This is a genomic window from Natronomonas pharaonis DSM 2160, assembly GCF_000026045.1.
Taxonomy (GTDB): domain Archaea; phylum Halobacteriota; class Halobacteria; order Halobacteriales; family Haloarculaceae; genus Natronomonas; species Natronomonas pharaonis.
Window position 1 is genome coordinate 559,899 of the sequence record NC_007426.1, and the last position, 13,872, is coordinate 573,770.

14 protein-coding genes and 1 tRNA gene are annotated in these 13,872 nt (G+C 65.4%); 9 read left to right on the forward strand and 6 right to left on the reverse strand.

Annotated elements, in window-relative coordinates; translation table 11 throughout:
- The first annotated feature begins 101 nt into the window (after window positions 1-101).
- From NP_RS15060 to NP_RS02890, 3 genes are all read left to right on the forward strand, one after another.
- Window positions 102-227 (forward strand): hypothetical protein, encoded by a 126-nt coding sequence (locus NP_RS15060; RefSeq protein WP_011322302.1) that lies wholly within the window; start codon window positions 102-104, stop codon window positions 225-227.
- Window positions 228-297: 70 nt separating this feature from the next.
- Entirely contained in the window at window positions 298-951 is a 654-nt protein-coding gene (locus NP_RS02885) for a DUF7119 family protein (protein ID WP_011322303.1), read from the forward strand.
- Window positions 952-991: 40 nt separating this feature from the next.
- A tRNA-Lys gene (locus NP_RS02890) sits at window positions 992-1,065 on the forward strand.
- A 45-nt stretch (window positions 1,066-1,110) separates the two neighbouring features.
- Here the strand turns inward: NP_RS02890 and NP_RS02895 are convergent.
- A complete protein-coding gene (locus NP_RS02895) occupies window positions 1,111-2,598 on the reverse strand; it encodes a sensor histidine kinase (RefSeq protein WP_011322304.1) in 1,488 nt (495 codons plus the stop codon).
- Between the two features lie 99 nt (window positions 2,599-2,697).
- Here NP_RS02895 and NP_RS02900 point away from each other — a divergent pair, with 99 nt between their 5' ends.
- From NP_RS02900 to NP_RS02915, 4 genes are read left to right on the forward strand one after another with little or no spacing between them, the layout of a single operon-like run.
- Complete coding sequence (locus NP_RS02900; protein ID WP_011322305.1) at window positions 2,698-3,642, forward strand: rhomboid family intramembrane serine protease; 945 nt, start codon at window positions 2,698-2,700, stop codon at window positions 3,640-3,642.
- A gap of 3 nt (window positions 3,643-3,645) precedes the next feature.
- Complete coding sequence (locus NP_RS02905) at window positions 3,646-4,392, forward strand: endonuclease V (RefSeq protein ID WP_011322306.1); 747 nt, start codon at window positions 3,646-3,648, stop codon at window positions 4,390-4,392.
- Between the two features lie 48 nt (window positions 4,393-4,440).
- Entirely contained in the window at window positions 4,441-5,268 is an 828-nt protein-coding gene (locus tag NP_RS02910) for an SDR family oxidoreductase (protein ID WP_011322307.1), read from the forward strand.
- The gene (locus NP_RS02915; RefSeq protein ID WP_049939448.1) at window positions 5,243-6,550 is read left to right on the forward strand and encodes a glycerate kinase type-2 family protein; all 1,308 of its coding nucleotides are present in this window, start codon (window positions 5,243-5,245) and stop codon (window positions 6,548-6,550) included. The genes NP_RS02910 and NP_RS02915 overlap by 26 nt, the downstream gene beginning before the upstream one ends.
- Here NP_RS02915 and NP_RS02920 read toward each other — a convergent pair.
- From NP_RS02920 to NP_RS02935, 4 genes are all read right to left on the reverse strand, one after another.
- Window positions 6,547-7,659 carry an ArsA family ATPase gene (locus NP_RS02920; protein WP_011322309.1) on the reverse strand — a complete coding sequence of 371 codons (1,113 nt, stop codon included), beginning with the start codon at window positions 7,657-7,659 and terminating at the stop codon, window positions 6,547-6,549. The genes NP_RS02915 and NP_RS02920 overlap by 4 nt on opposite strands.
- 132 nt (window positions 7,660-7,791) lie before the next feature.
- Window positions 7,792-8,436, reverse strand: a complete 645-nt coding sequence (locus NP_RS02925) for a hypothetical protein (protein ID WP_011322310.1) — start codon at window positions 8,434-8,436, stop codon at window positions 7,792-7,794.
- A gap of 340 nt (window positions 8,437-8,776) precedes the next feature.
- A complete protein-coding gene (gene aspS, locus NP_RS02930) occupies window positions 8,777-10,078 on the reverse strand; it encodes an aspartate--tRNA(Asn) ligase (RefSeq protein WP_011322311.1) in 1,302 nt (433 codons plus the stop codon).
- A gap of 83 nt (window positions 10,079-10,161) precedes the next feature.
- Window positions 10,162-10,737 carry a cysteine hydrolase family protein gene (locus NP_RS02935; RefSeq protein WP_011322312.1) on the reverse strand — a complete coding sequence of 192 codons (576 nt, stop codon included), beginning with the start codon at window positions 10,735-10,737 and terminating at the stop codon, window positions 10,162-10,164.
- A gap of 85 nt (window positions 10,738-10,822) precedes the next feature.
- Here NP_RS02935 and NP_RS02940 point away from each other — a divergent pair, with 85 nt between their 5' ends.
- Window positions 10,823-12,229, forward strand: coding sequence for an Hvo_1808 family surface protein (locus NP_RS02940; RefSeq protein ID WP_011322313.1), 1,407 nt, complete (start codon window positions 10,823-10,825; stop codon window positions 12,227-12,229).
- A 30-nt stretch (window positions 12,230-12,259) separates the two neighbouring features.
- Window positions 12,260-13,396 carry a nicotinate phosphoribosyltransferase gene (locus NP_RS02945; RefSeq protein ID WP_011322314.1) on the forward strand — a complete coding sequence of 379 codons (1,137 nt, stop codon included), beginning with the start codon at window positions 12,260-12,262 and terminating at the stop codon, window positions 13,394-13,396.
- 88 nt (window positions 13,397-13,484) lie between these two features.
- Here NP_RS02945 and NP_RS02950 read toward each other — a convergent pair whose 3' ends face one another.
- The gene (locus NP_RS02950; protein ID WP_011322315.1) at window positions 13,485-13,763 is read right to left on the reverse strand and encodes a MarR family transcriptional regulator; all 279 of its coding nucleotides are present in this window, start codon (window positions 13,761-13,763) and stop codon (window positions 13,485-13,487) included.
- Window positions 13,764-13,872: the final 109 nt, after the last annotated feature.

Below are 13,872 nucleotides of genomic sequence, written 5' to 3' on the forward strand. Positions count from 1 at the left end.
TGCCCCGTTTAGGGTGGCGTGATGACAGCACAACAGCGGGAGTCGGCGCGGCAGCACACCTCTGCCGACGTCGCTCCCGAGCTGTACGAGGTGACGCACCGATGACGGAGACACGCGAAGAAAACGGCGACGATGTCGACACGAGCCACCTCGACAACGTCGAAGACGGCTGTGGCTGCACCGAAATCTGGGAACATATGTCTGACGAGCGGGACGACGCGGAATGACGACGCTATCGGATGTCGCCGTCGCATAACTGCAGGAAATTTTTTAACCCTCGTTACGTACGCGGCAGTAATGACGCCGCAACCTGACGGCGAGCCACCGACGGACCGTGAGTCTCCCGTCGGAGAGCCCGTCATTCGAAGCGACCCTCGTGTCGCGGGCGAACAGGCCGTCCAGTTCGACCCTGACGACCCTGAGAGCCTCAACGAAGCAGCCGATGTCGTTCGGCGCTTCGCGACCAACACCGCCGGCAGCAAAGACAACGTCTTCATGCTCCGCGGCGCGGCGGCGTGTGCGGCGCTCGTCAGGGGCACCGGCTCGTACAAGGCCGCCGCCGAGCGCGCCGGTGGCGAGGCGACGGTGTCGTTCATCCGGAAGTGGGCGCGGGTCCACGACCTGCCTCGCTCCATCCGGCGCCACGTCGCACTCGGCGAAATCGCTCCCACCGCGGCCAAACACATCGCCCGTGTCTCTGGGGAGTCTCGCTTTCTCTTGGCGTGGGCGACGCTCGACCACGACCTCACCGTCCGCGAGGTCCGCGCTATCGCCTCCCGTGTTAACGAGGGCGCAAGCGTCGACGAGGCCCTCGCCGCTGAGGGCATCGACCTCGGTCAGCTTTCGGTGTCGCTGCCGCCCGAGACCTACCGCGAACTCCGACGACACGCCGCGCTTGAGGAGACTGACCCCGACGAAATCGTCGCCCGGGCGCTCGCCGAGTATCTGTAATCGAAAGAGTTTATCGCCGGCCGCAGTAACCACTTGGTGTGGGCCGATAGCTCAGCCCGGCAGAGCGTCTGGCTTTTAACCAGATGGTCGGGGGTTCAAATCCCTCTCGGCCCGTCCTGTATGCGTTTACTCCCCGACAGCGGCGCATACTGATTGCTCTCAGTCGGCGACCGGTAGCCTGACGACGAAGACGCTGCCCTCCGGCTCGTTGTCCTCGACACACACGTCGCCGCCGAAACTCTCGACGAGCGTCTTGACCAGATACAGCCCAATACCGGTCCCCTCGCTTTCGAGGCCTCTCTCGCCCTTGCCGAATATCGCCTCCTTGTGTGCGTCCGGGACTCCCGGGCCGTTGTCAGCGACCCGAATCTCTACCTCGCTGTCGTGTTCGGTGACGCTGACTGTCACCTCGGGGAGGGCTTTGTCGTTGTGCTGGATGGCATTCGAGAGCAGGTTCCGGAACACCGCCTCCAGCATGTCCGTGCCGGCCACGTGGATATCCGGTACCGACCCGTCGATTGTCACCGCTGCCCCGGAGTGTGCGGACCGCACCGCCTCGACCTGCTGTTCGAGCGATCGTTCCAAGGATACCCGCTGTGTCTCGGCGTCATCCTGCAAGAGTACCGTCGCCAAATCGCGGGCCGTCCGCGTCAACTCGACGGCGTTTGCGGTGCTGGACTGCAGAATATCCAGAAACTCCTGGCCCTCCTCGTCGACGTGGTCTTCGAGCATCTCCGCGTAGGCGGTCACAAGCTGGAGGTCGTTGCGGATGTCGTGGCGAACGACCTCGTTGAGCACCTCGAGGTCGGACCGCTGGGATTCGAGTCGCTCCTCGTAGGCCTTTCGTTCCGTGATGTCGCGGGCGCTCACCAGAAATCCCTCGATGGGCGGTGTATCGAGCAGGCTGCGGACCCTCGTTTCGTACCACCGCCACTCGCCGTCCGGCGTCCGGTAGCGGTGCTCGCCGCTGATAACCTCCTCTGGTGAGTCCAGGGCCTCTGCTAACATCGCTTCGACGCCGTCGCTGTCTTCCGGATGGATGTATTCGGTCACGGACGCGCCGGTCAGGTCTCGGGTGCTGTGTCCCAGCACAGCCTCGTCGGCGTGGTTTTGGTATCGGATACGTCCATTCTCATCGACCAACAGCACGACATCGGTCGTGTGCTGTAGCATCGCTTCCTTCCGCTGGAGTTCGGTCCGTCGCTTGTTCCGTTCGGTCACGTCCCGTGCCACCCCGACGATACTGGTCGCTGTCCCTCCCTCGACGACGGGTGTAATCTTCGTCCGCCACTCAACGCTCCCCGTCCCGTGTTCGAGCGTCGTCTCGTAGGTTACCGTCTCCTCTGTTTCGACACATCGCCGGTATTCATCGAGCAGCCGCTCGCCGTCCCCATCAAAAAGCTCCCGTAGTGGCGTCCCGAGACAGCCGTCTGCTTCCATCTCTGTCGCGCGTTCGTGCGACGGGTTGCCGCCCCGGAAGACGAACCGCGGTTCGCCGTCGCCGTCGCGCTCGACATCGAAGAGGAAGACCGCATCCTCGACCGCTTTGAAGACGGTTTCGTACTCCATCTTTCCCAGCCCCGTCTTGGGGTTGTCATCTTCTGCTCCGGTGCCCCCTCCTTCGGTCCCCCCGGTTTCTTCGGCCATCCCGGCTTAAATATGGGAGTTACCGATTAACATGTTTCGGCTGATATATCCGGCTGGGGACCCCAACGACTTTGCCGACCCACCGGCTAGTGCGGCCCAATGGCGACGTGTGACGCGTGCGGCGAACACGAAAACATGCCGTACAACTGCCGGCACTGTGGCGGGACCTTTTGTGCCGACCACCGGCTCCCGGAAAATCACAACTGTCCGGGGCTGGAAAGCTGGAACGACCCCGACAAGGTCTTCGACAGCGGCTTCGATGGCTCGGTGCAAGCCGGCGGCAGCGGCGGTCGGTCGCCCGGCCTGCTCGAACGGCTCGGTATCGATACCGGCCCCGGCGGTCCGCTTGCCTACTTCCGGAACAACGTCTCGTATCTCTTCTTGGCGATTATCGTCGTCGTCTTCGGGCTGCAGTGGCTCATTGCGCCGCTGTTTATGGCCCTGCCGCCCGAGGGCGTAAACCCCGGCCACTTCCTGTGGGGCCAGATATTCACCCTCACGACGGTCCACCCCGAGTACGTCTGGACATGGGTCATCTCGGTGTTCTCCCACGGGAGCCCGATGCACCTGCTTTTCAACGCCATCGTGCTGTACTTTTTCGGCCCGCTGGTCGAGCGACAGATCGGCTCGAAGAAGTTCGTCGGGCTCTTTCTCGCCAGCGGCATCATCGCCGGCCTCGGGCAGGTCGGCGTCGGTCTCGTGACCAGCGAAGGTGTCGCGGTTTTGGGTGCCTCCGGCGCGCTTATGGCGATTATGGGCGTGCTCGCGATTACCTCGCCGGACCTGAAGGTCCTGCTGTTCTTTTTCATCCCGATGTCGATTCGAACGCTGACGATTCTTTTCGCCGCTTTCTCGATTTTCGCCTTCGTCTCCGACGGCGGCATCCTTGATGGGGTGGCCCACTTCGCACACCTCGTCGGTCTTCTCATCGGCCTCTGGTACGGCAACCGCATCAAGGACCGCGTCGGCGGCGGTCCTCGTCAGCTCAACCTCGGTCCGGGCCGCGGCGGTGGCGGGCCGGGTGGCCCCGGCCGGTTCCCCTGACCGATGGAGCTTGCGACCCCGCGATTCCGCCCCGACCCCTCGCTTTCCCGCGAAGCGATGGAGACACTCCAGCACGACATCGCCGCTGCAGCGAGCTTCGAGAATGAGGCCTCGCCTTCCCCGGCAGCCATCCGTGACGGCGACGCGCTTGTCGCTGGTGTCGACCAAGCGTTTCTCGACGACCGGGCGGTCTCTGCGGTGGTCGTCCTCCGGGGTGGCGAGGTCGTCGCCCGCGAGCACGCGGTGACACCGCTTTCGATACCGTACATCCCCGGACTCTTGGCGTTCCGCGAGGGTGGGCCGATAATCGACGCGCTCTCGCGGCTCGACGTGGAGCCGGACCTGCTCGTCGTCGACGGCAGCGGCCGCATCCACTTCCGGGAGGCTGGGCTGGCGACCCACGCCGGTCTTCTCTTCGACGTGCCGGCGGTCGGCGTCGCCAAGCGCTTGCTGTGTGGCGAGCCGAGCCGAACGGTTGCGTCGCTCCCCGAAGGAACGCGGGTTCCCATCGAAGCCGACGACTCGATGACTGCCGCCGACGGAACCGTCGTCGGCTACGCCTACCAGAGCCGACAGTATCCGGACTCGAAGCGTATCAACCCGCTGTATATCTCCCCCGGCCATCGACTGTGCGCCGAAACGGCCGTCGACTGCGTGGCAGCATGCGGCGGCGAGTACAAGCTCCCGCGGCCGACTCGGCTGGCCGACGGCCACGCCGACGACCTGAAAGCCCGCTACGGCGACGGCTAATTCCGACAGACACCAACGCCTAACTACCTCCCCCACGACCGACCCGGTATGAGCACACGGACCGTCCTGATAACCGGCTGTTCGTCGGGCATCGGCCGGGCGGCGGCGTACGCCTTCCTCGAAAACGAGTGGCGTGTCTACGCCACCGCCCGCAACCCCGCCGACATCCAGACGCTCGGCGAGGCCGGTTGCGACATCGGTACTATCAATGTCCGGAGCACCGAAGACGTCGAGCGCGTCGTTGACCGCGTCATCGACGAGGCCGGCCGCATCGACGCATTGGTGAACAACGCTGGGTACGGCCAGCACGGCCCAATCGAGGACATCAACGACGAACTGTTCGAAAAGCAGTTCGATGTCAACGTCTTCGGTCCGCACCGGCTCGTCCGCGCCGTGCTGCCTCACATGCGCGAGCGCCGTGATGGGACAATCATCAACGTCTCGTCGGTCGCCGGCCGGCTGGCCGCGCCCGGCATGGGCGTTTACTCTGCATCGAAACACGCCATAGAGGGCTACAGCGACTCGCTTCGCCGTGAACTGGAGCCGTTCGATATCGATGTGAGCGTCGTCCAGCCCGGTCCCGTCGAGACATCATTCCGCGACCGCGTCGACGACGAGCTCGGTCGACTCGACCGGACCGATGCCTACGAAGACCTCTATGCGTTCCAAGAGGACGCCTCGCTCTTTGGCGGCGACAGCCCCGTTGCTTCCCACCCGGGCGAAGTCGCCGATGTCATCCTCGAGGCGGCTTCCTCGACGGACCCACAGCCGCGCTATGTCGTCGGGACGGCCGCACAGTTGCTCGTCTATGCCAGCTACCTCCCGGACCCCATCGCCGACAGCGTCTTCGATGCCATCAGACGGTTCGTCTCCTGACGTGTTCGACCCGCTTTCGACCCCCTCGCCGGCCCACGAACTCGCTGTCGAGTGTCTGACAGCGGGTGTCCGAGCGGCACAGCCGAAACGGGCCGTCGAACGACACTGCGATATCGAGGGGTCGACGCTCCGCATCGGCGACGGTTCCTACGACCTCGATGCCTACGACTCGCTTCGAATCCTCGGCGGCGGCAAGGCGGCAGACGGGCTTGCGGCCGCGCTCGAAGGGCTTCTCGGAGAGCGGCTCGACGGCGGCATCGTCGTCACTGGCCATCGGACGGCCGCCCCCGACCGCGTCACGGTCCGTGAAGGAAACCACCCGTCGCCCGGCCCTGACAGCGTCGACGGCGCGACGGCACTGCTGGAGCGGGCCGAAGCGGCCGACGGGCAGACGCTCGTGCTCGCGCCGATGACGGGCGGCGGCAGCGCACTGCTTTGTGCGCCCGCTGATGGACTGTCCGCTGCCGACATCCGTACTGTCACCGAAGCGCTGCTCGACGCCGGGGCGTCCGTCGACGAACTCAACGCCGTCCGCCGGGTCTGTTCTGAAATCAAGGGTGGCGGACTGGCGGCGGCGGCCGCCCCCGCAACGGTCGTTGGCGTCGTGATGAGCGACGTTGTCGGTGACGACCCGGCGGTCGTCGCCAGCGGCCCAACTGTCCCCGTCGAGGCGGCTCCGGATGTCGCCGCGACAGTCCTTGACCGGTATGGTGTTGACGCGCCCGCCGTCCGTCGGTGGCTGTCGTCGGCGACCCCCGAATCGCCGTCGGTCGCCGCCCGCAACCACGTCATCGCCTCCGGCTGGGACGCCGTCGACGCGGCGCGTGCCCACGCCGCAGCCGCGGGGTATCAGACCTGCGTGCTCTCGACGCATCTCGAAGGGGAAGCCGAACAGTCCGGCCGGTTTCACGCCGCCGTCGCAACCGACGTGGCGTTGCGCGACGTGCCTGTTGAACCCCCCGCGGTCATTCTCTCCGGCGGTGAGACGACGGTCTCCGTCTCCGGCGACGGCGTCGGCGGGCCGAACATGGAGTTTGCTCTCGCGGCCGCCCCGAAGCTTCCCGACGAGGCTGTTGTCGGTGCTGTCGACACTGATGGCAGCGATGGTAGCACCGACGCTGCCGGAGCGCTCGTCGACGCTGATACAGTTGACCCACAGGTCGCTCGAACGGCCCTCGATGAAAACGACAGCTACCGGGCGCTTGCGGACGCTGGGGCGCTTTTGTTTTCGGGGTCGACCGGTACGAACGTCAACGACCTCCGGGTCGTCGTTGTCGACTAATCGAGGCAGGCCCCGACGACGCCGAGCATCTCCTCGCCGTGGACCGGTTCGGCGAAAAGCGGCACGCGCTTTATCTCGCGGCCGCGGAACAGCCCCTGTGCCCGTTCGAGGGCCGTCCGCTGGACCTCCCAGCGCCGCCGACAGAACGCACAGTTTTCGGTGTCGGGGGCGACAAACCACTCCTCATCGAAGGATGCGACGTCGGCTAGCTCTTCGCTGACGCGGTTGACAACGAGCGTACCGACCGGAATCCCGAACTCCTCGAGCCGGTCGACGAGCCGTTCGCTCTCGACGACGCTCATCTCCTCGGGCACCATCACGACGCGGAAGTCGGTTCGGTCGGGGTCCCGGAGCGCTGTCCGGAGCCGCTCGATTTTCGTCGACAGCTCTTGGAGGTCGTCCATTCCCGCCTCCATCTCCGCTTCGGGGTCGTCGCTGCCGCCGAAGAGGCCGCCGACAGAGCCCATCATCCCCGAAAGCTTCTCGCGGAAGGACAACAACCGCCCCACCATCGAATCCATCACGTCCGGTAGCTCCAGCAGCCGGAGAGTGTGCCCGGTCGGGGCGGTGTCGACGACGACGCGGTCGAACCGCGGGTCGTCGAGATACTCTAACAGAAGCTGGACTGCCGCTGCCTCGTCCGCGCCGGGCATCGCCCCGCCGGCGAGGGGGTGGCCGTCGCCGCCGAGCAGGTCTTCGAGCCCGCCCATGCCCATCCCCAGGCCGCCGTCCTCCGGGCCGGCGGCCCCGTCAGGACCGGCCGCCCCTTCGAGTGGGTCGGCATCCGGGCCGTCCTCTCCGGGAGCGAACGGGCCGGCGGCCGTCTCCGGGTCGATTTCGACCGCAAAAAGCGGTGTCTCCTCGGCGATACGCGTCGGCTCGTCGGGGACGTCGACGCCGAGTGTATCGGACAGCGAGTGTGCGGGGTCGGTCGAGACGACGAGCGTCGGCGTCCCGTCGCGGGCGCTGGCAAGCGCCGTCGCGGCAGCACAGGTCGTCTTCCCGACGCCGCCTTTGCCGCCGTACAGTACGTACTCCGGTGCGTCGACGCCGGCCGGCAGGTCGGCCTCGTCGACGGAGTCGATGGGCTCGACGGAGAGGTCGCTCATATCGGGGGTCGGGGAGGGCCGCTTGTGTACCCGTCGGTATGGGCTGAGAACACGGCGACGGCGAATTCGCCGCCGCCGATGGGACACGACAGAGGGGACTGGTGTATGCCAGAAACGAGGGGGCCGACGACGTTAGGCCGAGTCGTCGTCCGGGTTGGTGGCGTCTTGGACCTGCTCGGTCACGTCTTCGACCTGATTCTGCAGGGTGTCGGCCTGGTCCTCGATTTGCTCTTGGAGGGTGTCGACTTGGTCTTCAAGCTGCGACTGGAGCTCTTCGCCGCGCTCCTCGAACTCGTCTTGCAGGTCCTGCAGCTGGGTTTCCAGCTCTTCGAGGGCCTCGACCGTCTGGTCTTCGAGGTCCTCGTGGGCGTCCAGCAGGGTGTTGACCTGCTCTTCGAGCGTTCCGAGGAAGTCATCGAGCAGTTCGTCGACCGACTCGGAGCCGTCCTGTAGGTTCTCCTCAAGCTGGTCGAGCGCGTCCGTCTGGCTCTCTTCGAGGGTGTCGAGCTGCTCGTCGATGCTGTCGCGGATGTCCGCAACGACATCTTGGCTCCCCGGGACGGCGGACTCGATGGCGTCGAAGTAGGTATCGACGCCCGTGCGGAGGAGACCGCTGCTCCGCTCGGAGAGGTCGCGGGCCGGGTCGAGCCCGTCAACGATGGTCTCGTTGAGGTTCTTCTGGACTTCAACGCCGTTTTCGACGGCTTCGTGGGTCTGCTCGATGGCGCTCCGCTGGAGGTCGAACACGATGCTTACTGGGGAGGTACTTTCGCTCATCTGTACCTGTACCTATTACCCGAAACAATATAAGACTACCGGCTGCTGCCATCTGTTGCCACTGAGATACACTGAGGTACAGAATGGTGTTCAATAGGTGTTGTTGTATCAAACAACGAACCGCGGCGCTCTGCCGACTGGCGATAGATAGCACAGTCGCTCGTGGCGGAGCCACCCAAAAGAAATCGTGGTCGGTCGTTGCCGAGCCGCCGTGTCTTCGTCTACGGGCTCAGACGTTGGCGGTCTCGCGGGAACGCTGGAAGACGGTTCCGCTTGCCTTGCTTCGCTCGGCCGCGCGGACTGCGACTTCCGTGCTCCCGCTCGACAGTTGCGCCTTCGCCTACGGACTCAGGCGCTGCCTGTCTCGCGGGAACAGCACTGCTTCCCGGATGTTATCGAGGTCGAGCATCGTCATCAGCAGCCGCTCGCCGCCAAGCCCCCAGCCGGCGTGGGGCGGCATGCCGTATTTGAACATCTTCGTGTAGTACTCGAAGGCCTCGGGTTCGAGCCCCTGCTGTTCGAAGCCGGCGATGAGCTCCTCGCGGCGGTGTTCACGCTGGCCGCCGGAGACGAGCTCCATCCGCGGGTGCATCATGTCAAAGCCCGTCGAGAGCTCGCCGTCCTCGTGGTCCATGATGTAGAACGGCTTGATTTCGGCGGGCCAGTCGGTGATGAAGTAGTGGCCGCCCACGTCGTCGCCGAGCGCCTTCTCGCCCTCGGTCGGGAGGTCATCGCCCCACACGAGCTGCTCGTCGAGCTCGCCGGTTGCGTTGATGCGTTCGATGGCTTCCTCGTAGCTGAGTCGCGGGAACGGCGTCTCGGGTACCTCGAACTCCTCTGTGATGCCGAGGGCTTCGAGCTGGTCCGTGCAGTTCTCGGCGACCGCCTCGTAGGCGGCGGTGACGACCTGCTCACAGACATCCATCGCGTCGGTGTGGTCACAGAAGGCCCCCTCGAAGTCGATGGAGGTCGCCTCGTTGAGGTGGCGGGGCGTGTTGTGCTCCTCGGCGCGGAAGATGGGGCCGATTTCGAAGACACGCTCGATGTTCGAGCCCGCCACGAGCTGTTTGAAGAGCTGCGGGCTCTGGTTCATGAACGCTTCCTCGCCGAAGTAGGTAATCGGGAAGAGTTCGGTGCCGCCCTCAGTTCCCGTGGCAACGATCTTTGAGGTGTTGATTTCGGTCGCGTTGGCGTCGCGGAACGCCTCCCGGACGGCTCGCAGGACCTCTGCGCGAATCTCGAAGATGGCCTGTCCCTCTTCGCTACGGAGGTCGAGCGTGCGGTTGTCGAGCCGGGTCGAAAGCTCCGCGTCGACCTTGCCGGTCGGGTCCAGCGGCAGTTCGGTGTCGGCTTCCGAGAGCACCTCAACGGTCTCGGGGGTGACCTCGACGCCGGTCGGCGCGCGTGGCTCCTCCTCGACATCGCCGGAGACGGTGATGACTGATTCGCGGGCAACGTTCAGCCCGGTCTCGACCAGTTCGTCGTCCATCTCGTCCTTTTCGAACTTGACCTGAATCTGTCCGGTCGTATCGCGCAAAATCAGAAACGCAATGCCGCCGAGGTCGCGGACTTCGTGGACCCAGCCGGCGACCGTGACGGTCTCGCCGGGTTCGGCGTCCGCGGTGTACGTTCGGTTCTCCATACCCCGCATTCTCGCCGCCCCGACTTAAGCGCGGGGAAACCACACGCATTCGTTCCGCTGCGTTCACAGACACCCTGCCGCGTTCAGCCGTCGAACGACAGCGCTCCGCGCTCGTAGACGTCGCCGAAGAGCCACTCGGCGTGGTCGAGGGCGTACTCGCGGTGGTCGTCTTCGATAGCGCCGACAGCGTCCTCGACGAGTATCGGCCGGTAGTCCCGCAGCCCGGCCGAGCCGGCGGTGTGGAGAACACACACGTTCGCGAGCGTCCCACAGATGAGGAGGTCGTTGATGCCGTGGCTCTCCAGCCAGCCGTCCAGTTGGGTCTGGTGGAAGGCGTCGTAGGTGTGCTTGACGACGACGAGTTCGTCGTCCCGGGGCGAAAGCTCCGCAACGAGTTCGGCGTCCCAACTGCCTTCGAGGACGTGTTCCCCCCAGCGGTCGAACTCGTCGTAGTAGTGGGTGTCCTCGAACTGCTCCGGCGGGTGGACATCACGGGTAAACACCACCGACGCTCCGGCCTCCCGGGCATCCGCAACGAGGTCGGCACAGGGCGTTATTGCCGCCTCGCTCCCGGGCGCGTACAGCGACCCGTCGGGGTGACAAAAGCCGTTCTGCATGTCGACGACGACGACGGCGGTGGTCTCCGGATTAAGCTCCATGTTCGCCCGCAGCTTCGGGTCGAGCCGACAAACCGTTTTCCCGGCATGCGTGGGTTTTTGCCGCCGCGGTGCCGAACCCCACTGAATGGACCGACGCCTGCTGGCGGCGACCGCGCTCGCCGCCGTCCTGCTTTCGGCCGGCTGTACGGTCGGCTACCAGCCGGCGGCGGACGCGCCGCCGACGTCCGAGCCCCCCGCGGAGCCGCATCCGGGCTACCACGACGGCTACTGGTACAACGACACCTTCGACCTTGACGCTGAGGCGGGCCTGACCGACCCGCAAGTCGACGCTGTCACCGCTCGTGCGATGGCGCGGGTCCAGTTGCTGCGGGGCCTTGAATTCGAGTCCGATGTCGATGTCGAACTCCTCACCCGCGAGGCGTTCCAGGCGGAGTACGGCGATGTCTGGGGCGACCCGCCTGCGGACGCCCAAACGCTCGATAACGTCCAGCACGAGGCGCTGTTTCTGGTCGAGTCCGACGAAGATGTCACCGACGCGAGGGCGGTAAACCGTGGTGACACCGTCCTCGGGTTCTACCAGCCGACGACCGAGCGGCTGGTCGTCGTCAGCGAGAACGACCCGGCGACCTTCGACGACGAGATGACATTGGCCCATGAGCTGTTGCACGCGCTACAGGACCAGCACTTCGGTCTCGAAGACGTTGGAGACGGTACGATCGACGGCACCAACGCCCGCAACGGTCTCATCGAGGGCGATGCCGTCGTCATCGAAACCGAATACGAGGCCCGCTGTGAGACCGACGAGTGGCAGTGTCTCGGGACCGACGACGACGGGGGCACGGTCGGTGTCCCGGCGGCGTTCAATTGGGGGCTTTACGTCCTTGATTTCTTCCCGTACACCGCCGGCCCGCCCTTCATTGACCACCACCGCGAGCGGGGCGGCTGGAGCGCCGTCGATGCGGCCTACGACGCGCCGCCGACCGCCAGTGCCGAGGTCATCTATCCGGAAACGTACGGCAGCGGCACCTACGGCGAGGCCCGTATCGAAGACCAGCCCCGAAACGGCTGGCAGCGAGTCACCGTCGACAACGGCACCGACCACGCACGCGTCGGGCAGGCCGGTCTCGTCGCGATGTTCGCCCGAACGGCCTATGACGACCGCGCCTCCGGTGTCGTCCCCCACACCGCCTTTACCGGCGACGACACCCGGTATACGTACGACATCGAATACGCCGACGGCTGGACCGGCGACCGGCTCCACGCCTACCAGCGCGACAACGAGACCGCCTACCGATGGAACGTGACCTTCGAGAACGCCGACGAGGCGGCGACGTTCCGCCGTGGCTACGAGCGGGTCCTCGACTACTGGGGCGGCGAGGAAACCGCCGACGGCCACTGGCGGTTCGACGGGGCGGCCGGCTTCGAAAAGACCGTCAGCGTCTCCGACGCCGACGCATCGGTCCGCGTCGTCGGCGCGCCGACCCCCGAAGCTGTCGGCGATATCTCGCCGGCGGTCGCGCCGAACGCGTAGCTTTTTCGAGCCGGCGACCGATGGCTCGGTATGTTCGATACCGTTCCCGGCTCGGCAATCGAGTCCGGGCGCGCGACCGACGCGTACTTTCTCCGCACAGAGGAGGCGCTGGAACACGCCGGCAGGAACCCCCACGTCGTCGCTGAGGTGACCGCCGACCAGTTCCCGACCGGCGAGTTCGAGCTGCTGGCGGGGCTGGAAGACGCTGCTCGGCTCCTCGAAGGGCGGGACATCGACGTCGACGCGCTCCCCGAGGGAACTCTCTTCGACGGCGGTCCAGTGATGCGAATCGAGGGACCGTATCTGGAGTTTGCCCGGCTCGAAACCTCGCTTTTGGGCTTTCTCTCGCACCCGACCGGCATGGCGACCGCCGCGCTTGAAGCGAGACAGGCCGCTCCCGACACCTCGCTTCTGAGCTTCGGTGCCCGGCACGTCCACCCCTCGATTGCGGGAACGGTCGACCGGAGTGCCTTGATTGCGGGCTTCGATGGCTTCTCCCACGTCGCTGCCGGCGACATCCTCGACCGCGAGGCGTCGGGGACGATGCCACACGCGCTGATGATATGCTTTGGCCCCGGCAACCAAGAGGAGGCTTGGCAGGCCTTCGATGAGGCCGTTGCCCCGGACGTTCCCCGTATCGCGCTGTGTGACACGTACGACGACGAGGTAGACGAGGCCGTCCGGGCCGCCGAACTCGGATTCGACAGTGTTCGGCTCGATACGACCGGCTCCCGACGCGGGGATTTCCGCCACATCGTCCGCGAGACTCGCTGGAAGCTCGATGTCGCCGGCCACGAGGACGTCGATATCTTCGTCAGCGGTGGCATCACGCCGGAGGCGATTCGGAACCTCAAAGATGTCGCCGACGGCTTCGGCGTTGGCAGCCACATAACCAACGCCGACCCGGTTGATTTCGCGCTCGATATCGTCGAGGTAGAGGGCGACCCGGCAGCAAAGCGTGGGAAGCTCTCGGGAACGAAGGCGGTCTACCGGACCACCGATGGCGGCCACCACATCGCGCTGGCCGACGCCGACCCACCGGACGACGCCGACCCCCTCTTGGAGCCGCTGATTCGGGACGGCGACATCGTCGCCGACGTCGAGCTGTCGGCCGCCGCCGAACGTGCGCGAGCGGACGCTGAACGTGTCGGTTTCGGAGAGCACTGACGGCGGCTACTGGCCCCCCGGCTCCGGCCGTCGCTACACCGGCCGGTTGTCGTCTCCGGAAAACAGAATATATCCGCTGGCCTGCCGCTCAGTTGATGAGGAAGTAGACCTGCTTGCGGGCGTCGTTGAACGAGTAGCGGGAGTCGACGAGGTCTTCTTCCTCCAGTCGGTTGAGCGCGTAGCGCACCGTTCGGTCGGGCAGCAGCGACTTCTCGGCGAGTTGTCCCTGCGACATCGGCGAGGCACCCTCAAGAACTTTGGCGACGAGCTTGGCGCTCGGGGGGAGTTCACGGAGCGTCTCGCGGAACTCCGGGTCTGACATCGGCGATTCGGACTGGCGTGAGCGTTCCTCCGTGGTCGTGCTCATATCCTCCAGTGCGGGAAAGCCACTGGTAAAACTTCGCTATATGTGTGTCAAAACAATAAGAACTATCGAATGTGTATAATGTACCCTTAAACAAAACGCGATGACATGA